The following is a 25,868-nucleotide window of genomic DNA, read 5'->3' as shown; positions in this document are numbered from 1 at the left end:
GCGAGGTGCGGGCATGAGCGATCTCAGCGGAGGCGGCGATCCGATCGCGGTGTCGATCAGCGGTCTGCGAAAGTCGTTCGGCGACAAGACCGTCCTCGAGGGCGTCGACCTGACCATCCGCCGCGGCGAGTTCGTGGTGCTGCTCGGGCCGAGCGGCACCGGGAAGACCACGCTACTGCGCCTGCTCACCGGACTCGAGATCCCCGACGGCGGCAAGGTGCTTGTGCCGCGCCGCCGCACCACGGTGTACCAGGAGCCGAGGCTGATCCCGTCGAAGCGGGTGCTGGCCAACGTGATCGTCGGGCAGCGTCGCACCAGGCAGAACCGGGAGGCGGGGCTGCGCGCTCTCGCCGAGGTGCATCTGGACGGCAAGGCCGGGCAGTGGCCCGCCACCCTCTCCGGTGGCGAAGCGCAGCGCGCCGCACTGGCCAGGGCACTGGTGCGGGAACCGGAACTGCTGCTGCTCGACGAGCCGTTCGCCGCCCTCGACGCGCTGACCCGATTGCAGATGCAGGACTTGGTCGGCGATCTGGTGGCCAAGCATCGGCCCGCGGTGCTGATGGTGACCCACGACGTCGACGAGGCGGTCCGGCTCGCCGACCGCGTCCTCATCCTGAACAACGGCCGCTTCGCGGTCGACACCGACATCGACCTGCCGCGCCCGCGCGAGCGCTCGGATCCCGAAACCCTCCGTTACCAGACCGAATTCCTCACCGAGCTCGGCGTCGGCGGCGCCGACCGCCGCCCCATCAGGAGTGCCTCATGACCGAAACCCTTTGGTACACCCGCTGCCCCGTGCCCACCGCGAGCGGACTCGCGCACAGTCTCGGCTGGCTCGGTGAGACCGCCGCCGCGGCGGGCCTGGAGTTCGGCGTGCTCCAAGACGCCGGACCCGAACTCGCGGGCCACCACTTCCTGCACGATCTGTCCGGGCTGGTGCGCGAAGGCGGCAATGTGCCCGCGATCGCGGCGCGCGCCAACGGCTCGCCCACCCGGCTGATCGGCCTCACCTGGATCGACGAGGCGCAGGCCGTTCTGGTCGGACCGGACTCGACCGTCGCCGGTCCGGCCGAGCTCGCCGGTTTGCGGGTCGGCATCCCCGCCTGGGCCGCGGACCAGCCGCGCAGCTTTTCCCGCGCCATGGCGCTGCATGGCTTCGTCAACGCCCTGCGGCTCGCCGGACTGAGCCTTGCCGATGTCACCGTCGTCGAACTACATATCGAACGGGATCCACAGGTGCGCGCCGCGATTCAGGCCGAGCAGCGCGGCACCACGTGGGGCGTCGCGGAGCTGCTGCGCGGCGAAGTGGACGCCATCTATGTCAAGGGAGCCAGGGCTCGAGAGGTCGCGCGGGAGCACGGATTGCGCATCGCGGTGGACCTGGACGCCACCGAGAGCAAGCGGCTGCGTGTCAACAACGGCACGCCTCGGCCCATCACGGTGCACGCGGATCTGCTCGAGTCGCGCCCCGAGGTGGTTGTCGGGTTCCTGGCGCAGAGCTTGCGCGCGGCCGAATGGGCCAAGGACAACCTGGACGGCGTTCGCGCGGTGCTCCAGCGGGAAACGCTGTCCGGACCCGAAGGGGTCGTCGCGGCCTACGGCGCCGACTTCCACAAAGACCTGCACCCGTCGCTGTCGGACGAACGCGTCGAACTGCTCGGCATCCAGAAGCAGTTCCTCTACACCCACGGATTCCTCGCCGCCGACTTCGACCTCGAATCCTGGGTGGCCAGGGAGCCGTTGCAGCGGGCGCGCGACCTCGTGGCCGCCGAGCGGGTAGCCGCATGACCGAGTTCCTGTGGCGGCTGCCGACCCGCGGCGACGGCCGGCGCGCGCTGCCCGAATTGCGTAGCCGTGGCGGCTTCGCCGGTCCGCCGCCGTCCACCCCCGCGACCGACGCCCGGCCCGGCCGCTACGGGCCCTTCGACGACCTGACCCAGATCGTGCACGCCGCCGAACTCGCCGGACTGGACGGAGTGCTCGCGCCCTACGATCCGCTCGGCGAGGAGTCCTGGATCGTCGCGGCAGGGGCGTTGCGCGCCACCAAATACGCCACGGTCGTTGTGGAATTCCAACCCGCCTTCGGCACTCCCGTCTACGCCGCGAAGATGTCGGCGACGCTGCAACGCCTTTCGCGCGGCAGGCTGGCGTGGCGGATCGCCGTGGACACCGACGCGGCCGACGCCGCGGCGCGCGGGGACGGCGTGACCGGCGACGAGCGGTACGCCCGGGCGGCCGAATTCCTGACCGTGGCGCGCGGCGTCTGGAACGAGAACACCGTGCCGGGCGCTGGATTCGCGGGTACCGGATTCGAGTTCGACGGCGCGTACTACGACGTGATCGACGGCGGATTCCGCGGCATTCTGTCCGGCCTGCCGTTCCCGGCGGTCCACCTGTCCGGCACCTCCGCGGCGGCGTTGGAGCTCTCGGCCCGGCACGGCGACGTGCACATCTTCACGGAAACGCCCGACGGGCCCGGCACCGCGATCGCGGACCTGCGCGCCCGCGCGGCGGCCGCGGGCCGGAGGGTGCGGGTCGGCGTGGAGATTCCGGTGATCGCCAGGGAGTCCGAGGACGAGGCGTGGGCCAGGGTGCACCGGCAGTGGGCAGAGACAGGTCGTGACGCCGACGAGGCGACGGCGCTGAACCTCGGCGACGGACGTTGGGCGGGCTTCGGCGCGTTCGGTTATCCGCAGCCGATCGGCCTGGTCGGCAGCTACGAGCAGGTGGCACGGCAGCTGTCCACCTACATCGCCGTCGGCGTGGACACCGTGGTGCTCGCCGGGCACCCACACATCGAGGAACTGCACCGCGCGGGCGAACACCTGCTGCACCTCGCGGATCCGGCCGGACGCACGCTCGCCGTCGAGGAGGTCACGGCATGACCATCGATATCTATTGGCGCATCGGCATGGAAGGCGATCATGCCTCGTTGCGTACACCGCGCCGCTACAACCGCGGCCACGCCAACGGTTACGGCCCTGGCAATATCGCCCCTGCCGTGCGCCACGGCGAACTCGACGACTACGGCTACATCGACCACATGGCCGCGGTGGCGCGCGCTTCGGAATCGGCGGGCTTCCTCGGTGGGCTGCTGCCCTCGTTCCCGGTGACCGACGATCCGTGGGCGGTGTCGGCGGCGCTGGCCCGCGAGACCACCACCTACCGGTTCATGGTGGCTTTTCAGCCCGGCTTCCTGCATCCGGTGCAGGCGGCAAGGATGTCGGCGAGCCTGCAACGAGCCACCGGCGGGCGACTGGTCTACAACATCATCAGCGGCGGTGGCGGTCCCGCCCAGTTGTGGTGGGGCGACAAGGTCGCCCACGACGATCGCTATGCGCGCACCAGCGAATTCCTCGACGTGTTGCGCGGAGTGTGGGACGGCGAGCCCTACGACCACGACGGCCGCTTCTTCCGCACCGCGGGCGCCGCGCTGCCGCCCGGGCTGGCCGGGCAGCCGTTCCCGGAGGTCTACTTCTCCGGATCCTCCGGCGCCGCGGTGCAGGCCGCGGGCCGTCACGCCGATTACTACCTGTCCTGGCTCGAGCCCTTCGCCGACTTGCGGGCCAAGTTCGAAGGCGTTCGTGCGCATGCCGAAAAGCTCGGCCGTGTACCGAAATTCGCGGTGCGCATCGACATCGTCGCCCGGCACACCGAGGAGGCGGCCTGGGCCGAGATCGAGCGGGGCTGGGCATTCGTCGACCGCGCGGCAGCCAACCGGGCGGCACAGGGCGACTCGGTCGGCGCGGCTCGGATCGCCGGCTGGGTGCCCGAAACCATCACCGGCTACCGCGATCTCGAGGTGCAGCCGAACGTGTGGTGCGGCTTCAGCCTGATCCGCGGCGGTCCCGCGTTCGGCCTGGTCGGCAGCTACGAGCAGGTGGCCGAGCGCCTCGGCGAGCTCGTCGAGCTCGGCGTCGACGCCTTCATCCTCGCGGGCAACCCGCATCTCGAAGAGGCCTACCGGGTCGGCGAGGAGGTGTTGCCGCGGCTCGGCCGCTCCCGGCTCACCGCACCCAGCCCGGCGACCTCGCTCACTGTCGTCAGATAACACAGGGAGAAGATCCATGACAACCACCGAAACTCGGCTGTCCGAGACCGTCACCGAGTTCGTGGCGGCCGCGACCAAGGACGCCGAGAAGGCGTTCCGCGTGTTCCGCGAGACCGGCACCGTCACCGGCAACGGCACCGTCAACTTCGTGGAGCGGGTGCCGGGCGAGGAGATCGCCGTCGCGCTCAACGAACCGGGCCCGTGGGTCGACGATCGCGCCGTCGCGCCGGTCGTCGCCACCTTCGACGGCGAGGTGCTCGGCGGGACCGGATCCGCGGGATTCGTCACCGGCTACGCGAAGGTCTTCCGCGAGCACCCGGAGATCACGTCCGTGGTGCACATCCACACCCCGTGGCTCGGCGGCTGGGCCCAGACCCACCGCACCCTGCCGATCCGCTACGCGGCGTCCCAGCGGCTGACCCTCTCGCGCGAGATCCCGCCGCACATCGACCGGAGCATCGGCGCGGGCGAGTTCATCCTGCGACGTCTCGTCGACGACCCGCACCTTGTCGCGATCTTCGAGGCCAACGGCGGCGCCAACGTCATCGGCCGCGCCGGTCTGCTCGAGCTCGCCAAGTTCGTCGTACTGCTCGAAGAGGGCGCACAGTACCAGGCGATCGCCGAAACCCTCGGCGGCTCCGTCGAATTCGATCCTTCCAACCTCGCCGCGCAGTGGGGTCGCAGCGGACTGGCCGACGAGGCGCGCCGCCGCGGCCTGATCTGACCGTCCCCGACCAGGAGTACTCCCGTGACCATTCGTGTCGGTTACTTCCCGCACAACAATTCCCTGTTCGTGCTGCGGCACCGCGGCATACTCGAACGTCGCGTGCCCGAGGTGGAATGGGTGGACCTGCGCGACCTGCCGCAGCCCGAGCGCGTCGACCCGACGACCGGGCTGCCGTCGCTGCACTCGGACTGGCTGTTCACCGAGGGCGGCTACGACTTCATCGGCACCGGTTTCACCCCGCCCGTCACCGGGCTCGCCAACGGGCGCGACCTGGTCTACGTCGGCATCTCCGGTCCGCGCGTGGAGAACGGCAGGCTGGTGGCCAAGGCGGACAGCGGCATTCGCACGCCCGCCGACCTGAAGGGCAAACGCGTCGGCATCGCGCACGGCTCCTGGCAGACCACGCTGCTGCTGTTCGCGCTGGACCGAGCGGGTCTGCGCTGGTCGGACGTCGAGCCGATCGATACCGACGTCCGCGACGGCGGGGCCGCGCTGCTGGACGGCTCGCTCGACGCGTGGGTGGGCGCGTATCCCGGTCTCACCGCCGTTGAGACCGCCACTGAACTGCACACATTGGTCGACACCGAACCGCTGTTCAGCCACCCGTCGCTGTGGTTCACCCGCCGCGACTTCGCCGAGCGCAACCGGGCCGCACTGGAGGCCATCGTCGCGGCACTTCAGGAATCCGACGCGTGGATCACCGCCAATCCGCGGGCGGCGGCGCAGTACTTCGTCGACGACGCGATCGCCCGCGGTGGATCCGCCGACCTCGACGCGTGGGAGGCGGCGCTGCGCGGCAGGCCGTTCGGGGTACGGCCGGTCACCGACGCGTTCCTCGACGAACAGCAGCGCGCGGCAGACCTGCTCGCGGCCAACGGGCTGCTGCCGCGCACGGTGCGGGTGCGAGACGCGGTGCTGCCGTGGATCGGGGAGGTCGTCGCCGAGACCGAGGCCGCCGCGGTCTGAGTTGTCGCGGTCGATCGGCTCCGGGGAGCGGGCCTTCGAGCCGATCGCCGCTGACCGTCGCCGCCGCGGCCCCGGTCGTGCTCGACGCGCCGTTCCTGTCCACCCTCCGCGCCGCGCCGCGAACGCTTTCACGGTCACGCCCGGTGCGGGCGGGACGGCGAATCCGGGCGGCGGCGGTTCAGGCGGATTCGGCGAGCCCGGCGGAGCGCCAGGTGTCGGCCAGTTCCTGGAGCGGGAGGTCGAGCGCCTGGCTCAGCGCCACGACCGTGCCGAAGGCGGGCGACGGCAGGCGGCCGGTCTCGATCTTGCGCAGCGTCTCCGGCGAGATCCCGGCAGCGGTGGCGACTTCGGTGAGGTCGCGCTCGCCGCGCGCCGCGCGCAGTCGAGCGCCCAGGCGGCGACCCGCCTCGATCTGGGCGGGTGTCAGCGGCAGACGAACCATGCGCCCCAGGGTAGGGGTGGTATTTAAATACCGCAAGCGGCCGGACGAGACCGATCAAGCCTCGAACAACAGGTACAGCCCGGTGAAGGTGTAGCCGACCATCGTCAACATCAGCGCCAGCTGGCCGGTCAGTCGGTGCGCGGGCGGGAGCAGGCGCAGGCAGCGGTCGTGTGCCGCGGTGACGCCGAGGATGTGACCGGTGAGGACGGCGAGCACTTTGATGCTGGCCAGCACGGCGGGATGGGTGGAGAGGATGTAGTGCACGTCGAAGTCGTTCAGCCACAGGATGTTCCAGCCGCGCTGGAACGGGTCGGCGCACAGGATCAGCGTCGCCTGCCCCTTCTCCACCAGAAAGCTCAGGTAGTGCGCGACCAGGTAGCCCGCAACGATCGGGGTGAGGCTGTGCGCGAGCCGAATCGGCAGCAGCGCCCGCTCCGCCTTCGTGACGCCGCCGGTCGCGCGGGCGGCCAGCCGGAAGACGCCGCCGACGACGGCGATGAACCCGAGCAACCCCGCGGTGCGCAGCAGGGTCGTCAGCACAGTGGAGTCACCGCCCACGCGGTCGAGGAAGTCACGCCAACTCGCGAACATCGAAAAGCTGTCGAACGCCGTCGATCCCAGCAGCGTCGCCGCCACCGCGACCGAGCCGACGAGCGCGGGCGTGCCCGCGAGATTGTGCAGCGGCCAACGCAGCACCGGGATACCGGTGTCGCGCCGCGCGTACGGACTCAGTCGCGCCAGCAGACTGCTGTACACCTCCAGCGGATCGCCGTGTTCGGCCCACGCCGTACCGAACACCACCAGGCCGACCGTCCCCACGACGAGATAACCGAGAAACCACAGCGTCACGGCGAGCACCGAACTCGGTTCGGGATAAGCCAATTCCAGCCACACGAAGGAGAACAGGCCCAGCGCCGCGGGCAGGTAGCCCCACGATGCCGGGTAGGGCAGCAGCCCGCGCTCCGGCGCCCGCCCTGCCACCCGGCAGCCGAGGCGGTGCAGCGCCCGCACGGGGGAGACGATCTTCCATACCGGCCCGAGCATCAGCGAGGCCACCATCACACCGACCCACAGATAGATGTAGACGATCCCCGGCACCGGATTGTCCGCCGACTCGGCCGCGCCGAAGAAGCCGACGGCGAGAACCGCGATCGCCCCGAGCAGCCCCAGCCCCGCGAGTACCGTCCGCACCACCGTGGAATCGACAACGGCGCGCGCGAACGCGGGCAACGCGACGCCCGGCGAGTCCGGATCGAGTCGCGGCTCGCGCCACGCGAAGGCCAGCACGGCGAAGGAGAACGTCAGCGCCCACGCGGCGCCGATCAGCGCGTAGGACAACGGAATCGGCAGATCGGTCGCACCGGAGATCCCGTGCGCGAGGACCTCGGTCACGGGCGCACGACCACCGTGGCGACGGTCTTGTGCGCGCGGTGCAACTCGATCTCGACCCGCCCCGGCACGTCCACCGTGAACTGGAAGCGCTGACCGGCCTCGGGGCGGACCGTGAAGGTGTGCTCCGGTGTGGCGTGCACGTGTAGTTCGTCCTCGGCGTCGCTGTCGACCACCAGCTCGATCGGCTGCCCGATCTTGGCCTCCCTGCGCTCGTTCACGGGGCTCACCGACCCGTTCGCGATGCGGAACCGCACGACGACGGCGTCGGCTTCGGCGGGCGAACTCGCGCCGGGCGGCGGCGGACTCGAGGCGTCCTCGGTGGCGCAACCCAGCGCGGCGGCCGCCACCGCGCAGGCGAGCGCGGCGTAGCGCCACGTGCGGGTCATCGGGTCTCCTCGTCGGTGTTCGAAGGGGCTCGGTCGTTCTGCTCGCTCTCGCGCCGCTCGGCGCGGCGGTCGCGCACCGCGATGAGCACGATGATGCCCACCACGGCGAACGCGGGAAGGAAGGCGGGGATCGCCAGCAGGACGGAATGATCCGCCAGCAGGTCCACGCCGTCGGCGGCGCCGGTCATCCGGCCGCGACGGGCTCGGTCGCGTCCGTCCGCGCGGTGGTCGGGTAGCGGTCGTTGATCCGCGCCGCGCCCCAGGACAGCGCGCCGATCAGGATCAGGCTGCACACCAGAACGACCAGCGAGGCCGCGCCGAACAGCCAGGCAGGATGGTCGAACGAGCGCTCCCGCTGCAGCACCGTGATCTCGGCGACGAACTGGCGGGTGAACTCCGGCGGCGCGGCGACACCCGCGGCGCCGATGCCGGGGTCGTCGGGCATGAAGACCGGCAACGCGGTCTGCACGCGGCCGTCCTGCAGACGCAGCACGGTCTTCCAGGTGCCGTGCGCAGGAACCGGTTTCGTCGAGACGTAGTGGCCGTCGCCGACGCGCCGCAGCTGGTCGACGACCAGCCCGCGACCGGGGCTGTCCGACCCGACGCCGCCCTGCCAGGCCAGGATCTGCACCCATTCGGGATCGGAGCCGACCAGATCGACCGGATCGAGCCGCACGTCGGCGGTCACCATGCGGCCACCGTCGACGGGCTCGGCCTCCCGCAGTGCGACGGTCGCGCTCGCCTGCTCCGGAATCCGGATCAGCAGGCCGTTCGTGGTGGCGGCCGCGACCACCAGCACCGCGGCGACGACCATGGCGCGGCGCACCGGCGGACGCGGCAGCGGCTCACCGCGCAGCACCATGCCGAGCAGCGCGCCGACGATACCGCCCGCGATGCCGGTCGGCACCGTCATCGCCAGCAGTTCCGGCCACATCGCCGCTGGCCACGGATCGACGAACATCGCGTCGACCCAGAGGGATTCGAGCCAGACGCCGACGGTCGCCACCGCGAAGCCGGCCACCGCACCCCACCACAGCGGCTTGCGCGCCAAGGGGAGCAGGGCAAGCAGTTCGACGACCACCGCGGCGCCGAGGTAGAGCGGGAAGACGTTGCGCGGCGCGTCGATGATCGGACCGCCGACCAGGAAGGCCACCACCCCGCGCACCACCGCCGCGAAGCCGACCACGACGAAGGTGCTGAACGCGCCGAGCGTCGCGCGCGCGGCGACCAGCGTGACGGTGGCCGCCGCCACGATCAGCATCGGCTGCAGGACCAGCCGGAACTGCTCGACGCCGAAATCGAACTCCACCTGGAACACCGAGAGGCCGATGATCAGTCCGCCGAACGCGAAAGCGCGCAGCGTCCAGATCAGCCTTCCGTCGGCGCGGTCCGGATCGGGCCGGTTGTGACTGCCCTCGAATTCCAGCAGCAGCACGCCGACAAGGGAAAGCCCGGCGCCGCCGATGAGCATCAGGTGCGTGGGTCCCCAGAGCGTGACGTCCTGGCCGAACATCCGGTGCCAGATGTCGTCGAGCGGAAAGCCGATGAGCGCGTAGAGGCCCGCGCCCGCGATGAGGATGCCGCCGACGGGCGCGTACCAGGTGCGGGTGATCCGCACCGCCGCCGGGCCCGGCTTGTCGTCCAACGGCAGCACGGTCGCCAGCATTCCGGCCGTGAACAGGAAGAACAGCCCGGCCAGGATGAAGTAGTGCGCCGGGTTGGCGAGCGGGCCTTCGTCGCGGCCGTTGCCGACGTGCAGGCTGACGTCCCAGATGAAGCCGAGCAGCGCGGTGAGGATGGTGGCCAGGAACATCACGATGGGTAGTGCCACCCAGCCGGGCCGGTTGAAGATCGCGCCGATCCGGTCGGCCGCGGCGCCGAGCCAGGTGATGCGCCGCGTCCGGTGCAGATAGCCGACCCACAGCAGAACCAGCGCGATCAGGCCCGCGGAGCCGGTCATGATCGCCACCTGGTCCAGTGCGGCGCCGCCGCCCTCGGTCCCTTGCGCGGCGATTCGTCCTATCGCTTCGTGGATCGTGCCGGACACGAAAACCTCCAACCGCACTGAGTTTACACTCGTCGCCTATTAATGTTACGAAACGTAGCACATACTGTCGAGGGGTGGTGTGCTTCCTTCGCTGTGTAGAGGATGAGCAGCTGGTAGCCCATTCCGCCAGTGCGGAACCGAGGCGTCTCGAGCGTCGGCAGGGGTGCCGCGCGCGGCGTCGTCCATCCACTGTCAGAGTACGACTGTTCACTCGCTCTGTGTGGCGCCGTTCACGGGCCGATTACCCGGTCGCACCCCGAAATCTCGCGGTAGGGGCGGTGGTTTCCGCGCGGGAAAACCGGACAACCCCTGTGTGGAATGACCGCGAGAGCGAGAGGGAGGATTCATGGTTTCCCGCGACACGATCGCGCAGCTTCGTCAGGACATCACCACGGCCGAGGATTGCAACGATCGCCAGGCGGCCGAACGGCTGCGCGCCGAGCTGGCGGAGGCCCTGCGCGCCAAGGAGCGAGGTGACGACGACGCGGAGTGGCCGCCTGTCGGGTGATCCAGCGCGTCCGTCCGCTGAACTCTGCCGCGCCCGGACATCGCCGGGCGCGGCCTTCTCGCGTCCGGTTGGTATTTAAATACCATCGACGCTAGGCTGGTATAAAAATACCGGTCGCGCCGCATGGACGGCCCGCCGGTGGTGCTCGGCCGATGCTCCGGCCGGGCGCCGGACATCGGCGCAGTGGAGGTCGGGAATGGTGGAGTTGAAGTCGCCCGCGGAGATCGCGCGGATGCGCGTGGCGGGGGAGTTCGTCGCGGACGTGCTCGCCGAGCTGCGCACAAGGGCGCGGGTCGGGGTCAATCTGCTCGACCTGGAAGCCTATGTGCGCGAACGTATCCGGGAGCGTGGCGCGGTGTCGTGCTATTGGGATTACGCGCCGTCCTTCGGGCGCGGCCCCTTTCGCAACACGGTGTGCTTGTCGGTGAACGACGCCGTGCTGCACGGTCTTCCGTTCGACTACGCCCTGCGCGACGGTGATGTGCTGAGCATCGACCTCGCGGTCGGCGTCGACGGGTGGGTGGCCGATTCGGCCATCACGGTCATCGTCGGCACGGCGGCGGAGGAGGACCGGAAGCTGGTGCGCGCCACCGAGGAGGCGCTCGCCGCCGCCATCGCGGTCGCCTTGCCCGGCAACCGCATCGGCGATCTCTCCGCGGCCATCGAGGAGGTGGCCCGCTCCTACGGCTTCCCGGTCAATACCGAGTTCGGCGGACACGGTCTCGGGCGCACCATGCACGAGGACCCGCACGTGCCGAACGCGGGCCGCGCCGGTCGCGGGTATCGGCTGCGACCCGGGCTCACCCTCGCCATCGAACCGTGGTTCGCCCGCACCACCGACCGCATCTACACCGACGCCGACGGCTGGACCATCCGCTCCGCCGACGGCTCGCGCACCGCGCACTCCGAGCACACCGTCGCCATCACCGCCGACGGACCGCAGGTGCTCACCCGCGCCGCCTGACGAGACCCGTTCCTGTTCACCGCGTTTCGGACAGCCAACGCTCCAGATCGACACCGGCGCCGAGCTCCGCGGCCACCGCCGCACGATCCTCGGTCGACAGGTTCAGCGCGCGCACTTCGTCGCGGTACCGTGCGGCGCGCTCGGGGTCTTCCGCGGCGACGGCGATCTCGGCGAGCATGGCCAGCGCCCGCGCACGCTCCACCGGGGCGGCCGTGGCCGCGAAGCGGCCGAGCCCGACTTCGAGCACTCGCGCGGCTGCCTCGTCGTCGTTCTTGAAATCGCGCAGGATCCGCGCGTTGTCGAGAACCTTCGCCAGATCCGCCAGCTCGGGCGAACCGCCGTACTCGAGTTTCCTGGGTTCGCCGCGCTGGATGAACAACAGGGTGTTGCCGTCGGGGTCGACGAGGGTGAAACGGCTCTGTCCCGGGCGGAAGCGGGTGATGCGCGGGCGGCCCTTGGCGGGCACCTTGCCGAAAGCGGCGCGCAACGCGGTGGTGAACTCGCGGTGGCGGGCGGCGACGTCGTCGACCATCACCAGGCAGCCGACCCGCTCGGCCGGTATCTCGAAGCCCTTGGGCGGCGAGTTGAAATGCATTGGGCAGCCGTGTGATTCGAGCGCGAGATAGACGTAGGGCCGGGTCTGTTCGTGGGTCACCGTGTACCCGATGGCCCGGTAGAAGTCGAGGGTGGTGGTCGGCGACGAGGTCCACAGCAGCGGAACAGGGAAGTCGTCCATGAGTCGTTCCTCCGAACTAGTCAAACTTGACTACCGAAGCCTAGGGGCGTTCGCTCGCGGAAGTCAAATTTGAGTAGCATGGGTCGTTCGTCGCGGCACGGAGAAAGGAGCAACGCGTGGCGGCCGTCCGTCTGCTCGTCCTCGGGGTCATCCGCACGCGGCAACCGGCCCACGGTTACGCCGTGCGGCGCGAGTTGCTGTCCTGGCGCGCCGAAACCTGGACCAACGTCAAGCCCGGCTCGATCTACCACGCGCTCAAACAGCTGACGCAGGAAGGGAAGCTGCGCGCGCTCGGCACCGAGAGCAGCGATCAAGGGCCGGGCCGTACGCTGTTCGAACTCACCGAGGCGGGCGAGGCCGAGTTCCGCGGGCTCATGGACGCCGCGCTGGTCAGCATCGACATGGAAGAGCTCGGCGCGGCCATCGCCTTCATGGACGCATTGCCACGCGCGCACGTCATCGCGAAACTTGGGGAGCAGCGGCGCAACGCGGCCGCCGTCCGCGACGACCTGCTGGCCATGATTCCGACCTACCCCCGCCGCTACGAGGCGCCGCACATGCCCGACCTGCTGGAGCTCTGGAGCGGCGTCTTCGACAACCTGACCCGGTGGACCGACGGTCTGCTGGAGCGTCTCGAGTCGGGTGAGTACCGCATGCCCGAGTGATCGGATTGCGGATACGCTGCGATCATGACGAACTCGCTCGGTGCGGCAGGCTCCGCCGACTACGTGCAGCTGACCACCTACCGCAAGGACGGCACGCCCGTCGCCACGCCGGTGTGGGCGGTCGCCGACGGCGACAAGCTGTATGTCTGGACGGTCACCGACAGCTGGAAGGTCAAGCGGCTGCGCCGGAATCCCGCCTGCACCGTGCAGGCGTGTGACTTCAGCGGCAAGCGCGTGCACGGGGCCGTGATCGCGGGCTCGGGCCGGGTGCTGGACACCGAGGGCACCGAACGCGTGCGCAAGCTGCTGCGGAAGAAGTACTGGTTGCTCGGGCCGATCACCATCCTGGCGAGCAACCTGCGCAGGGGCAAAGCGGGCACGATCGGCATCGAGTTCACCCCGGACGCCTAACGGGCGCTGTCGGACGAAGTCCGTCTTCAGCCCGCGCATGGCCGGAGCGAATGCGGAGGTACGCGTAACCCGGGCCGAACGCCCGGAAAGTCCGGAATAGGCAAGGCGGACACGGAGATTCCGGGGGACCGGCGGTGCGGCGATCGCGGCTCGGCTATTGTTCGTCGGGCATACCGGGGTAGTCCCCAGGCGGACACGATGTCTCGACCCTGCCCCGGGGGGAGGGATCGTTCATGACAGCACCGACTCGGCCGCCGCGGGCCTCACAGCCCTATCCGGTCGCCGAACATCCGGATACCGGCGAATTCACCGACAGCGGCTGGCTTCCCGTGCTCGTCGCCGCCTTGGTCGGCGCCGTCGCCATCGCGATCGCCGGTGTCATCGCCGGACTCGTGGTGGTCAACATCCGTGAGAGCGCGGTGGCCGACAACCCCGTGCGGACTCCGGCGGCCTCGGCGCCGATGGCGCAGTCCCCGGCGCCGGTCGCGCCGGTTCGCGCCGTCGAGCCCGCGCCCCAGCTGCTGGACCAGGTGGACCTCCAGCGGGGCGTGCAACTGGTCCTCATCGACTCCTACGGCATGGACGACGTCCGCGACGTCCGCTGCCCCTCGGGTCAGACCGTCACGGTCGACGCGACCTTCGACTGCCTCGTGAAGGTCGGCAGCACACAGAAGTCCGTGTCGGTCACCATCACCGACACCGACGGCACCTACGAGGTCGGCCGCCCGTACTGAGGCCGGTCGCCGCAACAATCCCACCCCGACCGGGCCGCCGCGAGCACGCGGGCGGCCCGGCGTCGTGTGTCAGGTCGCCTGGCTGACCGAGGACATGTGGAAGTCCGGAATCCGCAACGGCGGCATGGCGGTTCGGGTGAACCAGTCCTTCCACTCCCTGGGCAGCGCGGCCTGGGTGGCGCCCGCCTCGGTGGTCCTGCGCAACAGATCGATCGGGCTCTCGTTGAAACGGAAGTTGTTCACCGCCGCGGTGACCGCTCCGTTCTCCACCAGATACACACCATCCCTGGTGAGGCCGGTCAGCAGCAGACTGGCCGGATCCACCTCGCGGATGTACCAGAGCGTGGTGAGCAGCAGACCGCGTTCGGTGCGCGCGATCATCTCGTCCAGGCTGGCCCCGGAACCGCCGGTGAGCAAAAGGTTCTCGCCTGGCACGGTCGCGGGCACGTCGAACTCCATCGCCGTGGCGCGCGGATAGACCAGCGATTCCACGACGCCCTCGCGCAACCAGTCCACCCGCTCGGCGGGCAGCCCGTTGTCGAAGACCGACAGCGTCTCCGACGAGGCGGACGTCGCGACGAATGGCCGATACTCCAGCCCTGTCGCGGCGGGATCGGAGTACAGCGTGAGCGGAATGTCGGTGAGCCGCTCGCCGATTCGGGTGCCGCCCGCGCGGGCGAAGGCGTTGTGTCCCTCCTGCGCGCCGCGGCCCTCCATCGACCACGCCAGGTAGATCATCAGGTCCGCGACCGCCGAGGGCGGCAGCAGCGTCTCGTAGCGGCCCGCGGGCAGCTCGACGCGGCGGCCCGCCCAGTCCAGGCGGCGGTTCAGCTCGGCGAGCAAGCCCGGTGTGTCGACATCGGTGAAATCCGCTGTGCCGACGCCGACCCAGGCGCTGGCCAGCTCCGCGCCCGCGCCGCGTTTGCCGTTGATCTCCACCGAACCGGTCGGCTGCACGAAGCGGCGGCGGATGCCGGTGGAGGTGCCGAGCCAAGTGGTGTGCATCTGGTGGTGGGCGAAGCCGTAGAGCTGGTCGGCACCGTCGAAACCGGCCGACAGGTCACGCGCCAGATCCGCGAACACCTCGATGCCCGTGCTGCCGGGCGCGTCAGCCCAATCCGGGGCGCGCGCGTCCGATTCCAGCAGCGGCATGGCGTCTTTCGCGGGTTCGGCGGTGCGCGCCGCGGCCTCGCTGGCCCGCACGACCGCCTCGATCTCGGACGAGTCGACGCTCGTGGAGCTGACGCTGCCGACTCGCGCCACGTGCGGTCCGTCGCGGAAGATCGAGACCACGGCCCAGTCCCGCGACACCGAGGAGCCGTTGGTCGTCATCGAATTGCCCGCCCAGCGCAGCGAGGCCTCGTGCGCGTCGGTGACGATCACCATCGCCTCGTCGGCGCGGGAGAGCGCGAGCGCCCGCTCGACGACCTCGCCCGCGGGCACCACGCCGCGCGCGTGCACCGTGTCGATTCCCGGCTCGCTCACCGGCCCGCCTCCGTCCTGGTGTTGAGAACGTTGATGCCGCGCACCAGGATCGACGGACAGCCGTGGCTGACCGCGGCCACCTGACCGGGCTGTGCCTTACCGCAGTTGAACGCGCCGCCGAGCTGCCAGGTGGACGGGCCGCCGACGGCCTCCATCGCGCCCCAGAAGTCGGTGGTGGTGGCCTGGTAGGCGACGTCGCGCACCTGCCCGTCCAGCGCGCCGTTGCGGATGCGGAAGAAGCGCTGCCCGGTGAACTGGAAGTTGTAGCGCTGCATGTCGATCGACCACGACTTGTCGCCGACGATGTACAGCCCGTCCTCGACCCGCGAGATCAGTTCCTCGGTGCTGGTGTCGCGCTCCGGATCGGGACGCAGCGAGACGTTGGCCATCCGCTGGATCGGCACGTGGTGCGCGGAATCGGCGTACGAACAGCCATTGGAGCGCGCAAGGCCGAGCCGCGGTGCGAACGCCCGGTCCAGCTGGTAGCCGACGAGCACGCCGTCGCGCACCAGATCCCAGCGCTGCCCGGCCACGCCCTCGTCGTCGTAGCCGACGGTGGCCAGGCCGTTGCGCTCGGTTCGGTCGCCGGTGACGTGCATGATCGGCGTGCCGTAACGCAACGTGCCGAGCTTGTCCGGTGTCGCGAACGAGGTGCCCGCGTAAGCGGATTCGTAGCCGATGGCGCGATCGTATTCGGTGGCGTGCCCGATGGATTCGTGGATGGTCAGCCACAGATTGCTGGGATCGATGACCAGATCGGTCGGGCCCGCGGTGACGCTGGGCGCCTTCACCTTCTCGGCGAGCCAGCCGGGGATTCGCGCGAGTTCGTCGTCCCAGTCCCAGATTCCGTCCGCGCCGGTGACGTACTCCCAGCCGCGCCCAGCGGGTGCGGCGAGGGTGCGCATGGTCTCGAAGACGCCAGCGGCCGAGTCGACGGTGATCGCCTCCAACTGCGGGTGCAGCCGGACCCGCTGCTGGGTGATCGAGGAACCCGCGGTGTCGGCGTAATACGTCTGCTCTTTGACCTGCAACACCGAGGCGGTGACGTGGTCGACGCCGTCGGCGGCGGCCAGCCTGCCCGAATAGTCTTGCAGCAGCGCGACCTTCTCGGCGGTCGGTACGGTGAACGGGTCGAGATCGTAGGCCGAAACCCAGTGCGCGCCCGCGTAGCGCGGCTCGTCGGCCAGCTCGACGCGCTCCCGGTTCAGCTCGCGCAACGCCTTGGCCACGGTGACCGCGCGGCGCGCCACCTCGGCGGCGGTATCGGCGGTGAGCGCGGCGTGCGAGGCGAAACCCCAGGTGCCGTCGACGATCACGCGGACGGCGAAGCCGAGATCGGTGGCGTTGCTGATCGCCTCGACCCGCCCGTCGCGCAGCCGGATCGACTGGGTGACCAAACGGTGCACGCGTAGGTCGGCGTGTTCGGCGCCCGCGGTGGTGGCCGCGGCGAGCGCGGCGTCGGTCAGCGCGGACAGTGGTAGCGCGCGGAATTCGGCGTCGATCGCCGAACCGTCCTCGGAAGTCGCGATGCTCACCCCGGCAACGCTACCGTCTACTCGTCGACCGGTCCGCGCGCCGGCCCGCGGCGGTCCGCGATGTCGCGTGAAATGCCAAGCGGCACAGCGAAGATCCGGCCGACGCCCGGCCTGACGTGCGCGATCGCGCCGACGCGAACGGCACGCGCGAGACCCGGGTTACCGCATCGGCGCTGCGGAATGCCGTACTGTGCCCGCGTGCCGCCATCCGCCCTCCGTGACCGCAAACGTGAACGTACCCGCCGCGCTCTGCTCGAGGCCGCCGTCGAGCTCTTCGAGACCAGAGGCTACGACGAGACCACGGTGGCCGACATCGCCGCCGCGGCGGAGGTGGGCACGCGCACCTTCTTCAACTACTTCGCCAGCAAGGAAGAACTGCTCTTCCCCGAGCCGGACGAGCGGGTCCGGCTCGCGGTGGCCGCGATCGCCAGCCGCCGCGTCGGCGAACGTCCGGTCGAGGTGCTGCTGCGCGCGTTGCGTGCGGCGGGCGACAACCCGGGCGAACATCTCGTCGACGATCTGGGCGCCCGCATCGCCGCGGTCCGCGCCCAGGTCTCGCGGACCGTGCCCGCGGTGAGCGGGCGAGCCGCGCACGCCCAGCTGGTGGCGCAGCGCGAGATCGGCAGGCAGCTGCACGCCGCGTTCCCTGACGAACTCGACGAGGTCGGCGCGGCGGCGCTGGTCGGTGCGGTGGTCGGCGCGGTCTCCGGCGCGCTCACCGTGCTCTTCCAGCAACCGCATTCGGGACCCGAGGACGGCGAGCGGCTGCACCGGAAGATCCACGAGACGACCTCGAAGGTCCTGCGGCCCTGGCTCGCCTCGACCTGCACGGCCCACGCCGAACCGGTCGGCTGAGCGCGCTGCTCAGCCGAACTGCTGCCAGCCGAGGCGAATCACCATCGCCACGACCACGACGAGCAGCACGATCCGGACGAATTCCGCGCCGCGGCTCAGCGCCATCCGCGACCCGGCGATCGCACCCGCGACGTTGGCCACCGCCATGGCCGCGCCGAGCGCGAAGAGAATGTGGCCGGTGAGGCCGAAGAAGATCAGCGCGCCGACATTGGATCCGCAGTTGATCACCTTCGCCATCGCGGCGGCCCGCACGAACTCGGTGCCGAGCAGGGTGGCGAAGGTGATGATCAGGAAGGTGCCGGTACCCGGACCCAGCAAGCCGTCGTAGAGCCCGATCAGTCCGGCGGCCAGCGCCACCACCAGCACCACCTTGCGGCGGCTCGGCGGATGCGTGGCCAAGGTGACGCCGATCGACGGGCGCAGCGTCACGAAGATCGCGACCGCCACCAGCACCACCATGACGATCGGGATGAACAGGTCGCGGTCGATGAGCGAGACCGCCGCGGCGCCGACGGCCGCGGTCACAGCGGCGAGGCAGGCCGCGGGCAGCAGCACCCGCCACTGCATCGGCACCTTCTTGGCGAAGGTCACCACGGACGCGGTGGTGCCCGCGACCGCCGCCAGCTTGTTGGTGCCGAGCGCGGTCTGCGGCGCGATGCCCGGCGCCACCAGGAACAGCGTCGGCAGGATGATCAGGCCACCGCCGCCGACCACGGCATCGACCCATCCGGCGGCGGTCGCGGCCGCCACCAGCGCCGCCCAGTCTGCGAGATCCACGCCGCAAGACAACCAGACGTCCCATGTTTCCCGGTGCCTGAGACGGTCGGACCGAGCCCGCCGGGAGATGGCCGCAGCGTATGCGGAGGTACGCCCCCTAGTCTGGCCGTCATGCGCCGGTTCAGTCTGTGGCTTCGCGGCAAGCCCCTCGTTGCGGATTCCATCCTGGCGTTCGGGCTGCTGCTGCTGGACCTCACGGCCATCGGCGACACCGACCAGAAAGCCGTGTACCTGGTGGTCGGCGGGCTGCTGCCGATCCCGGTCGCGTTTCGCCGGGCCTACCCGAGGGCCATGGCCGCCACCATGCTCGCCCTCGCCCTGTCCACCACCTTGCTGAGCTACGTGCTCGACGACAAGGCCGTGCACCCGGCGCTGCTCGCGCTCGGGATCATGCTGTACACGCTGGTCGCCTACGTCGGCAGGCGCGAGGGCATGCTGCTGCTCGCCGGTCTGGTGGTCGACACCGTGTCGTCCACCCTGCTGCTCGACCAGCCGGTGTGGTCGACGATCGCGTTCATCACGCTGTACTACGCGCTGTGCTGGACACTGGCTGAGTTCAACGGCGCGCGGCACGCCTACGACGCGGAGGTCGCGGCCCGGCTCGCGGTCGCCGACTACGACAGGGAGCGGCGCACCCACGAGGCGGTCGCGCTGGAACGCACCCGCATCGCGCGCGAACTGCACGATGTCGTCGCACACGCGGTGAGCGTCATCATCGTGCAGGCCGACGGCGCCAAGTACGCGCTGCGCCGTGACCCGGACAGCGCCGAACAGGCCGTCACGACCATCGCGAGCACCGGCCGCGAAGCGCTGCGCGAGCTGCGCCGCACGGTCGCGCTGCTGCGCACCGAGCACGCACCGGACCAGCTGCCGCAGCACGGCACGGCGGGCATCGCCAGGGTGGTCGAGATGATGCGCGGCACCGGCCTCGCCGTCGAACTCGAGCTGACCGGCGACATCGACGACGTCGCCCCTGAGGTGAGTCTCGGCGTGCACCGGATCGTGCAGGAGTCGCTGACGAACACGCTGCGCCACGCGGGCGCCCACCCGAAGGCGTGGGTGCGCGTGCAGCGGCGCGACAGCGACGTCCTTGTCGAGGTCACCGATTCCGGCGGCGTCCCGGTGCACGGGCCCGACGCCAACCCGATCAAGGGCAGCGGCCTCGGGCTGGTCGGCATGCGCGAACGCATCGCGGTGCTCGGCGGGACCCTGGACGTCGGGCGCGCCGCCGACGGCGCATGGCGGGTGCGCGCGACCATCCCGCTCGAGCCCGACGGGGCGGACTGCTGAGGCGTACGTCCGCCTCAGCTACGAGCCGTACACACGTCGGACCGCTTCCGGCTGCGACGATCTACGCCTCGATCAGTCGAAGACCGCCGCTAGTTCGCGAAGCACCTCGCTGGCGGTGATCGCATCCAGCTCGCCGAAGGACGTGTCCCCGCACCGCCTCCACCACGGCGACACGGGCGGTGAACTCAGCTCGACCGCCTCGATGACCCGCTCGCCCTCCGGCGCGGGGTCGTCGACGGCGATGCCGTCGTCCAAGTGCAGCAGCACCTGGAGATCGCCCTCGACCGGCCGGTAGAAGTGGTCGTGCAGGCCGTCGACCGGAGCGCCGCGGCGCCAGCCGAATTTCTCCAGCCGCAGCAGCGCGTGCGTTGGCACCATGCGGTGCGCGAAGCGTTCCAGCGAGGTCGCCGTCCGTTCCCGCTCGGTCAGTGCGTGCACTTCTCTGGCGAGTTGCGGAAACGGTTGGCGCAGTTCGTGATCGGTGAACTGGCTGACCCAGTACGGCAGCTCCTCGGCGAGCTGTAGCGGATGGGCGACGGCGATGCGCGCCGAGTCGACGCCGATCGTTCGCCCGTCACGGTCGGTGGCGGTGCCGTCCGCCCCGACCCGAAAGGAGATCTCGGGGTTGGCCCGCTCGTCGAAGCCCAGCCACACCAGCCGTTGCGCCGGGTGGCGCAAGAACGGATGGTCCAGGACCGCGACGCGGTGTTGCCCGCCGGTCCATTTGCGCTGCTGGATCATCGCGATCTCCAGAAGCCGAATCTGTTCGCACATCTCTCCACCACGAGAGTCGATTACAGGGAACGCAAGAGAATAGCGACGCGCGCCGACAATCCCGTGAGACGCGCGGGAGGGTAACCGAATCGTCGCCGGGCACCGCTAGATTGGAGCGGTGCCGATCACCGTTCTCGTAGTCGACGACCAAGAATTGATGCGCATGGGGCTGAAGATGGTCCTCGGCGCGCACCCCGACATCGAGGTGATCGGCGAAGCCGAGAACGGGGCCGCCGCCGTCGGCAAGGCCAAGGAACTGCGCCCCGACGTGGTGCTGATGGATGTCCGGATGCCCGTCGTCGACGGCGTGACGGCGACCGGCCGCATCGTGGAGGCGGGCGACGGCTGCCGCGTCCTGGTGATGACCACCTTCGATCTCGACGAACACGCACTCGGCGCGCTGCGTGCGGGCGCCAGCGGCTTCCTGCTCAAGGACACCCCGCCCGAAGACCTGGTCTCGGCCATCCGCAGCGTGGCGGCGGGCGACGCGGTGGTCTCACCGAAGGTCACCAAACGGCTGCTCGACCGGCTCATCGCCGACGATCCCGCAGGCATGCGCGACCCCTCGGTGCTCGACGTGCTCACCGCGCGCGAGCGCGAGGTGCTCGAGCAGATCGCCGCGGGCCGCTCCAACGCCGAGATCGCCGAACAGCTCTATCTCTCCGAGGCCACCGTGAAGACGCACGTCGGCCGGGTGCTCACCAAACTCGGTCTGCGCGACCGGGTGCAGGCCGTTGTGCTCGCCTACGAGACCGGGCTGGTGCGGCCCGGCGGCTGAATCTCAGCGAGCTATCAGCCGCCCGCGGGAGAAAAACGGCGCGGGCGGGCGTTGGTAGGGGTAGATCGTCCGGAAGGAACGCCATGCCCGCTCTGCTGTTCGTGCTCTACGTGGTCGTCGAGATCGCCGCGCTGTTCGCCGTCGGTCAGCTGATCGGCGTCGCGCCCACCATCCTGCTGCTCATCGCGGGCTCCGCCGCGGGCATGCTGTTGATCGGCTCGCAGGGCAGGCGGGTGTTCGAACAGTTCCGTCGCGCCGGACGCGGTGAGATCGCCCCCGGCACCGCCGTCGCCGACGGCGCGCTGGTCGCGACCGGCGGCGTCCTCATGTTCGTGCCCGGCCTGGTGACCTCGCTGTTCGGCCTGCTGTTGCTGCTGCCGCCGACCAGGACGCTGGTGCGTCCGGTCGTCACCGCGCTGGCCGCGCGCCGCTTCGGCCGCCTGGTGGGCGGTGCGCCGTACCGCGGCGTCGTCATCGACGGCGACGAGGTGATCGACGGCGTGGTCGTCCAGCAGTTCTACGACGACGGCCAGGGCAACGCTCGCCGCGCGGTCGGCCCCGCTTAGATGCTGCCTCGAAGTCCCATCCGCTGTCGCCGCGGCCCGAATCGCCACGGCTGCCTCCGGCCGGACTTCGAGACAGGGCATGGGCGCCCGTCCACGGTGATCGACCGAATCCGGGATACGGCAGACTGGTGACCCGTGGGTACCCAGTTGCTGCTCGGCGGTCGTTTCTACAGCTCTAGTTCACCGGACGCGACCGCGATGGCGGTCACCGACGGCACGGTGGTGTGGCTCGGCGCCGAACAACCCGGCCGGGCCCTGCATCCGGACGCCGAGATCATCGACCTGGACGGCGCGTTCGTAGCGCCCGCGTTCGTCGAGCCGCACGTCCACGTGACGGCGCTCGGCCTGAAACTCACCGGACTCGACCTGTCCGGAACGCGCTCGCTCGCCGAATGCCTCGCCGCGCTGCGCGCTCATGCCGCGGCCCAGCCCCGGGGCGCGATCCTCGGCGACGGCTGGGACGAGACCCGCTGGCCGGAGGGCCGCCCGCCGACGGTCGAGGAGATCGACGCCGCCGCGGGCCCCGGCCGGCAGGTGTATCTGGCCCGGGTGGACGGGCATTCGGCCGCAGTGTCCTCGGCACTGCTGGACGCCGTGCCCGAGGTGACCTCGACGGCCGGGTTCACCAGGGGCGAGCCGCTGCGCGCCGCTGCGCACCACCGCGCGCGTTCCGCGGTGCTGGGCGGCCTGGACCGCGCCAGGCGCGACGACGCGCGCCGCGCCGCGCTGGACGCGGCCGCCGCCAGCGGCATCGTGGCCGTCCACGAATGCTCGGGACCCGACATCGCGGGCCGCGACGACGTGCGCGAACTGCTGGAATTCGAGCACGGCGTCGAGGTCCGCGCCTACTGGGGCGAGGCCGTGACCAGCGCCGAGGAGGCCAAGGCGCTGGTCGCCGAACTCGGCGTGCACGCGCTCGGCGGCGACCTGTTCGTGGACGGCTCGCTCGGTTCGCACACCGCGTGGCTGCGCGAACCCTATGCCGACACGCCCGGGACGGGAAACGGATATCTGGACGCCGAGGCCATCGCCGCGCACCTGCGGGCGTGCACCGCGACGGGCATCCAGGCCGGCTTCCACGTGATCGGCGACGCCGCCATGGACGCGGTGGTCGCGGGCTTCCAGCGGGTCGTCGACGAGCTCGGCGGCCCGGCCGTCGCGGCGCGCGGACACCGCGTCGAGCACGCCGAGATGCTCGACGCCGAGCAGATCGGCAAGCTCGCCTCCTGGGGCGTGATCGCCAGTGTGCAACCGGTTTTCGACGCGACATGGGGCGGCGCGGGCGGCATGTACGCGGCCCGGCTCGGCGCCGAGCGCGCGGCCGCGCTGAATCCGTTCGCGGCCATGGCCGCCGCGGGTGTGTCGCTGGCCATCGGCTCGGACGCGCCGGTCACCGAACTGAATCCGTGGCTGGCCGTGCGCGCCGCGGCGAACCACCGGACGCCGGGCAACGGCATCTCGCCGCGCGCGGCGTTCGCGGCGGCGACGCGCGGGGCCTGGCGCGCGGGCGGCGTGCGCGACGGCATCGCCGGGACCCTCGTGCCCGGCGCGCCCGCCTCGTACGCCGTATGGGAGGCGGGCGATCTCGTCGTCGCGGCCGCCGCCGACTCGGTCCAGCGCTGGTCCACCGATCCGCGGTCCCGTGTGCCGGGACTGCCGCCGCTGGAACCGGATTCGGCCCCGCCGCGGTGCCTGCGCACCGTGCACCGCGGCGTCACCCTTTTCGAGGCATGACGATGCCCGGCCTGACGCGCACCCGCCGCGCACCGGATCGGCTGCGTGGCGTGGCGGCGCGATCGATGGCCGCGCTGGTCGCGGGACTGCTTCTGTTCGGCAGCTTTCCGCCGCGGCCGTTCTGGTTCCTCGCGCCGGTCGGCATCGCCGTACTCACCGCGACGGTGCGCGGCGCGGACGGCCTGCGCGGCGGCTTCGGCTACGGAATGCTGGCCGGGCTGGGCTTTTTCGTGCCGCTGCTGCCGTGGACCGGAATCTACGTCGGTCCGCTGCCCTGGCTGGCGCTCTCCACCACGTGCGCGCTCTACCTCGGGCTGTTCGGCCTGCTTGCCAACCTGATCGGGCGGCTGCCCTGGTGGCCGCTGTGGGTGGCGCTGGCCTGGGTGACCACGGAATGGATTCGATCGAGCTTCCCGTTCGGCGGATTCCCTTGGGGTCGGCTGGCTTTCGGTCAGGCGGACGGCTGGTTCCTGTCGCTGGCCGCGGTGGGCGGCGCGCCGCTGATCGGGTTCGCGGTGGCGTTGACCGGCACCGGACTCGCGGCCTTGGTCGAACGGCTGGCGGCACTGCGCACGACCGGCGCCCCGGGAGGCGTCGTCGCCGACGACGAGTCGAAGGACGCTGCGGGCGCGCGGAACTCGGCGGACGAGCTGTCCGGAGGTGGTTCGGCGGTCGCGACGAAACCTCGCGTCGGCGCCGCGTCTCGGGCCGGAATCATCACCGCGGCAGCGACTCTGGTCATCATGCCCATCGCCGGTGTGCTCCTCCGGTCCGCACTGCCCGCCCCGGACGAGGGGGACGGGACGATCACGGTCGCCGCGATTCAGGGCAGCGTGCCGCGCCTCGGTCTCGACTTCAACGCGCAGCGACGCGCGGTGCTGGACAACCACGTCCGCCGCACCGAGCAGCTGGCCGAGGACGTCGCCGCGGGCCGTGCGCGCAAGCCGGATGTGGTGATCTGGCCCGAGAACTCCTCCGACATCGATCCGCTGCGCAACGCCGACGCCGCTGCCCTGATCACCCGGGCCTCCGAGGCGATCGACGCGCCGATCCTGGTGGGCGCCGTCCTCGTGAACGGCGATCGCACCACGACGAATTCGGTGATGGTGTGGAACGGCGCGGAAGGTCCTGCAGACCGGCACGACAAGAAGATCATCCAGCCGTTCGGCGAATACCTGCCGCTGCGTTCCTTCTTCCGGCTGTTCTCCGAATACGCCGACCGCGCAGGCTATTTCGTGCCGGGCGACGGTGACGGCACGGTGCGCGCCGCAGGCGTCGACATCGGCGTGGCGACCTGCTACGAGGTCGCGTTCGATCGGGCGTTTCGCGATTCGCTGCGGTCGGGCGCGCAGCTGCTCACCGTGCCGACCAACAACGCGACCTTCGGCGACAGCGAGATGACCTACCAGCAACTGGCGATGTCGCGGGTGCGCGCGGTGGAGCACGGCAGGGCGCTGGTGGTGGCGGCCACCTCGGGTGTCAGCGCGATCGTCACCGCCGACGGAGCGGTGCCGCAACAGACCGAGTTGTTCGTGCCCGCGGCCCTCGTCGCGGACCTGCCATTGCGAAACAGCATCACTTTGGCTACTCGAATCGGCGCCGCACCCGAATGGGTCTCGGCTATCCTGACCGCTGCCGCCGTCGTTGTCGCGTTGTCCCACCGGCGGAGGTCGCGGTCTGTTCACGCGACCGACCAGGGCTTTTCGGTCGACCAATCGGTCGGCTGACCTGGATCACGATCTCCTCGACAACCGAACATCCGGTCTCTTCCGGGACGGGCGAGGCCTCCGTAGCCTGTTTGTGATGTTGCCAAGCGTTTGCTGAGGCGGGCAGTGGGGTCGATTCCGTCCGCGGCGTCAGCCGTCGGACCTCGGTGTTTGTGGTCCGCGACGCCGCTCGACGCGAAAGTTTGCGGAAATGTAGCTGGCCAAAAGGGCGTTCTGCCAACGTCGTTCGATGTGAAACAAATCCAATACGTCGGCCATCCGGCATCTGGGGTGCTCCGAATCATAGGGCGTGGATCACACGTCCTACGGCTCGCGCAT

The 25,868-nt window shown here is 70.5% G+C and carries 27 protein-coding genes; 17 read left to right on the top strand and 10 right to left on the bottom strand.

Annotation, left to right across the window (positions count from 1 at the left end):
- The first annotated feature begins 13 nt into the window (after positions 1 to 13).
- Genes CRP45_RS06755 through CRP45_RS06730 form a run of 6 tightly spaced genes read left to right on the top strand, consistent with a single transcriptional unit; the run spans position 14 to position 5,744 of the window.
- The gene (locus CRP45_RS06755; RefSeq protein ID WP_245909950.1) at positions 14 to 766 is read left to right on the top strand and encodes an ABC transporter ATP-binding protein; all 753 of its coding nucleotides are present in this window, start codon (positions 14 to 16) and stop codon (positions 764 to 766) included.
- Positions 763 to 1,788: an ABC transporter substrate-binding protein gene (locus CRP45_RS06750; protein WP_097244226.1), complete on the top strand. Its 1,026-nt coding sequence runs from the start codon at positions 763 to 765 to the stop codon at positions 1,786 to 1,788. The genes CRP45_RS06755 and CRP45_RS06750 overlap by 4 nt, the downstream gene beginning before the upstream one ends.
- Complete coding sequence (locus tag CRP45_RS06745) at positions 1,785 to 2,885, top strand: LLM class flavin-dependent oxidoreductase (protein WP_097244225.1); 1,101 nt, start codon at positions 1,785 to 1,787, stop codon at positions 2,883 to 2,885. The genes CRP45_RS06750 and CRP45_RS06745 overlap by 4 nt, the downstream gene beginning before the upstream one ends.
- The gene (locus tag CRP45_RS06740) at positions 2,882 to 4,051 is read left to right on the top strand and encodes an LLM class flavin-dependent oxidoreductase (protein WP_097244224.1); all 1,170 of its coding nucleotides are present in this window, start codon (positions 2,882 to 2,884) and stop codon (positions 4,049 to 4,051) included. Before CRP45_RS06745 ends, CRP45_RS06740 begins: the two co-directional genes overlap by 4 nt.
- 16 nt (positions 4,052 to 4,067) lie before the next feature.
- Positions 4,068 to 4,775 carry a class II aldolase/adducin family protein gene (locus CRP45_RS06735; protein ID WP_097244223.1) on the top strand — a complete coding sequence of 236 codons (708 nt, stop codon included), beginning with the start codon at positions 4,068 to 4,070 and terminating at the stop codon, positions 4,773 to 4,775.
- 24 nt (positions 4,776 to 4,799) lie between these two features.
- Complete coding sequence (locus CRP45_RS06730) at positions 4,800 to 5,744, top strand: ABC transporter substrate-binding protein (protein ID WP_097244222.1); 945 nt, start codon at positions 4,800 to 4,802, stop codon at positions 5,742 to 5,744.
- Positions 5,745 to 5,922: 178 nt separating this feature from the next.
- Here CRP45_RS06730 and CRP45_RS06725 read toward each other — a convergent pair whose 3' ends face one another.
- Genes CRP45_RS06725 through CRP45_RS06705 form a run of 5 tightly spaced genes read right to left on the bottom strand, consistent with a single transcriptional unit; the run spans position 5,923 to position 9,924 of the window.
- Complete coding sequence (locus CRP45_RS06725) at positions 5,923 to 6,186, bottom strand: helix-turn-helix domain-containing protein (RefSeq protein WP_067792792.1); 264 nt, start codon at positions 6,184 to 6,186, stop codon at positions 5,923 to 5,925.
- A 54-nt stretch (positions 6,187 to 6,240) separates the two neighbouring features.
- The gene (locus tag CRP45_RS06720) at positions 6,241 to 7,578 is read right to left on the bottom strand and encodes a hypothetical protein (RefSeq protein ID WP_097244221.1); all 1,338 of its coding nucleotides are present in this window, start codon (positions 7,576 to 7,578) and stop codon (positions 6,241 to 6,243) included.
- Positions 7,575 to 7,964, bottom strand: coding sequence for a hypothetical protein (locus tag CRP45_RS06715; protein ID WP_097244220.1), 390 nt, complete (start codon positions 7,962 to 7,964; stop codon positions 7,575 to 7,577). Before CRP45_RS06715 ends, CRP45_RS06720 begins: the two co-directional genes overlap by 4 nt.
- Positions 7,961 to 8,152: a hypothetical protein gene (locus CRP45_RS06710; RefSeq protein ID WP_097244219.1), complete on the bottom strand. Its 192-nt coding sequence runs from the start codon at positions 8,150 to 8,152 to the stop codon at positions 7,961 to 7,963. Before CRP45_RS06710 ends, CRP45_RS06715 begins: the two co-directional genes overlap by 4 nt.
- Positions 8,149 to 9,924, bottom strand: a complete 1,776-nt coding sequence (locus CRP45_RS06705) for a hypothetical protein (protein WP_245910009.1) — start codon at positions 9,922 to 9,924, stop codon at positions 8,149 to 8,151. Before CRP45_RS06705 ends, CRP45_RS06710 begins: the two co-directional genes overlap by 4 nt.
- 433 nt (positions 9,925 to 10,357) lie before the next feature.
- On the opposite strand from CRP45_RS06705, the gene CRP45_RS33700 reads away from it, so the two are divergent.
- Positions 10,358 to 10,519, top strand: coding sequence for a hypothetical protein (locus CRP45_RS33700; protein WP_157107980.1), 162 nt, complete (start codon positions 10,358 to 10,360; stop codon positions 10,517 to 10,519).
- Positions 10,520 to 10,715: 196 nt separating this feature from the next.
- A complete protein-coding gene (map, locus tag CRP45_RS06700; RefSeq protein ID WP_097244217.1) occupies positions 10,716 to 11,483 on the top strand; it encodes a type I methionyl aminopeptidase in 768 nt (255 codons plus the stop codon).
- A 16-nt stretch (positions 11,484 to 11,499) separates the two neighbouring features.
- On the opposite strand, the gene CRP45_RS06695 is transcribed toward map, so the two are convergent.
- Positions 11,500 to 12,219, bottom strand: coding sequence for a VOC family protein (locus tag CRP45_RS06695; protein ID WP_097244216.1), 720 nt, complete (start codon positions 12,217 to 12,219; stop codon positions 11,500 to 11,502).
- A gap of 116 nt (positions 12,220 to 12,335) precedes the next feature.
- Here CRP45_RS06695 and CRP45_RS06690 point away from each other — a divergent pair, with 116 nt between their 5' ends.
- From CRP45_RS06690 to CRP45_RS06680, 3 genes are all read left to right on the top strand, one after another.
- Complete coding sequence (locus tag CRP45_RS06690; protein WP_097244215.1) at positions 12,336 to 12,884, top strand: PadR family transcriptional regulator; 549 nt, start codon at positions 12,336 to 12,338, stop codon at positions 12,882 to 12,884.
- 24 nt (positions 12,885 to 12,908) lie between these two features.
- Positions 12,909 to 13,295 carry a PPOX class F420-dependent oxidoreductase gene (locus tag CRP45_RS06685; RefSeq protein ID WP_097244214.1) on the top strand — a complete coding sequence of 129 codons (387 nt, stop codon included), beginning with the start codon at positions 12,909 to 12,911 and terminating at the stop codon, positions 13,293 to 13,295.
- Positions 13,296 to 13,528: 233 nt separating this feature from the next.
- The gene (locus CRP45_RS06680) at positions 13,529 to 14,029 is read left to right on the top strand and encodes a DUF4333 domain-containing protein (protein ID WP_067791900.1); all 501 of its coding nucleotides are present in this window, start codon (positions 13,529 to 13,531) and stop codon (positions 14,027 to 14,029) included.
- A gap of 69 nt (positions 14,030 to 14,098) precedes the next feature.
- Here the strand turns inward: CRP45_RS06680 and CRP45_RS06675 are convergent, their stop codons facing one another.
- Both CRP45_RS06675 and CRP45_RS06670 read right to left on the bottom strand, forming a co-directional pair.
- Complete coding sequence (locus tag CRP45_RS06675) at positions 14,099 to 15,475, bottom strand: metallopeptidase TldD-related protein (RefSeq protein WP_097244625.1); 1,377 nt, start codon at positions 15,473 to 15,475, stop codon at positions 14,099 to 14,101.
- Positions 15,476 to 15,510: 35 nt separating this feature from the next.
- Positions 15,511 to 17,049: a TldD/PmbA family protein gene (locus CRP45_RS06670; RefSeq protein ID WP_097244213.1), complete on the bottom strand. Its 1,539-nt coding sequence runs from the start codon at positions 17,047 to 17,049 to the stop codon at positions 15,511 to 15,513.
- Between the two features lie 198 nt (positions 17,050 to 17,247).
- On the opposite strand from CRP45_RS06670, the gene CRP45_RS06665 reads away from it, so the two are divergent.
- The gene (locus CRP45_RS06665) at positions 17,248 to 17,904 is read left to right on the top strand and encodes a TetR/AcrR family transcriptional regulator (protein ID WP_245909949.1); all 657 of its coding nucleotides are present in this window, start codon (positions 17,248 to 17,250) and stop codon (positions 17,902 to 17,904) included.
- A 9-nt stretch (positions 17,905 to 17,913) separates the two neighbouring features.
- On the opposite strand, the gene CRP45_RS06660 is transcribed toward CRP45_RS06665, so the two are convergent.
- A complete protein-coding gene (locus tag CRP45_RS06660) occupies positions 17,914 to 18,681 on the bottom strand; it encodes a TSUP family transporter (RefSeq protein WP_097244212.1) in 768 nt (255 codons plus the stop codon).
- A 111-nt stretch (positions 18,682 to 18,792) separates the two neighbouring features.
- On the opposite strand from CRP45_RS06660, the gene CRP45_RS06655 reads away from it, so the two are divergent.
- Positions 18,793 to 19,971 carry a sensor histidine kinase gene (locus tag CRP45_RS06655; protein ID WP_097244211.1) on the top strand — a complete coding sequence of 393 codons (1,179 nt, stop codon included), beginning with the start codon at positions 18,793 to 18,795 and terminating at the stop codon, positions 19,969 to 19,971.
- A 72-nt stretch (positions 19,972 to 20,043) separates the two neighbouring features.
- Here the strand turns inward: CRP45_RS06655 and CRP45_RS06650 are convergent, their stop codons facing one another.
- Positions 20,044 to 20,745 carry a DUF4132 domain-containing protein gene (locus CRP45_RS06650; RefSeq protein ID WP_097244210.1) on the bottom strand — a complete coding sequence of 234 codons (702 nt, stop codon included), beginning with the start codon at positions 20,743 to 20,745 and terminating at the stop codon, positions 20,044 to 20,046.
- 118 nt (positions 20,746 to 20,863) lie between these two features.
- Here CRP45_RS06650 and CRP45_RS06645 point away from each other — a divergent pair, with 118 nt between their 5' ends.
- The 4 genes from CRP45_RS06645 to lnt all read left to right on the top strand — a co-directional run bounded on the left by CRP45_RS06645 (position 20,864) and on the right by lnt (position 25,550).
- A complete protein-coding gene (locus tag CRP45_RS06645) occupies positions 20,864 to 21,523 on the top strand; it encodes a response regulator (protein ID WP_067791887.1) in 660 nt (219 codons plus the stop codon).
- Between the two features lie 83 nt (positions 21,524 to 21,606).
- Positions 21,607 to 22,089, top strand: a complete 483-nt coding sequence (locus CRP45_RS06640; protein WP_097244209.1) for an FxsA family protein — start codon at positions 21,607 to 21,609, stop codon at positions 22,087 to 22,089.
- A 135-nt stretch (positions 22,090 to 22,224) separates the two neighbouring features.
- A complete protein-coding gene (locus CRP45_RS06635; RefSeq protein ID WP_179830776.1) occupies positions 22,225 to 23,823 on the top strand; it encodes an amidohydrolase in 1,599 nt (532 codons plus the stop codon).
- A gap of 2 nt (positions 23,824 to 23,825) precedes the next feature.
- Positions 23,826 to 25,550 (top strand): apolipoprotein N-acyltransferase, encoded by a 1,725-nt coding sequence (lnt, locus tag CRP45_RS06630; protein WP_097244622.1) that lies wholly within the window; start codon positions 23,826 to 23,828, stop codon positions 25,548 to 25,550.
- The last annotated feature ends 318 nt before the right edge of the window (positions 25,551 to 25,868 follow it).

Source organism: Nocardia amikacinitolerans, assembly GCF_900215415.1.
Taxonomy (GTDB): Bacteria; Actinomycetota; Actinomycetes; order Mycobacteriales; family Mycobacteriaceae; genus Nocardia; species Nocardia amikacinitolerans.
Note: the sequence above shows the minus strand (reverse complement) of the source record. Positions and strands in the feature narration are given on the sequence as shown.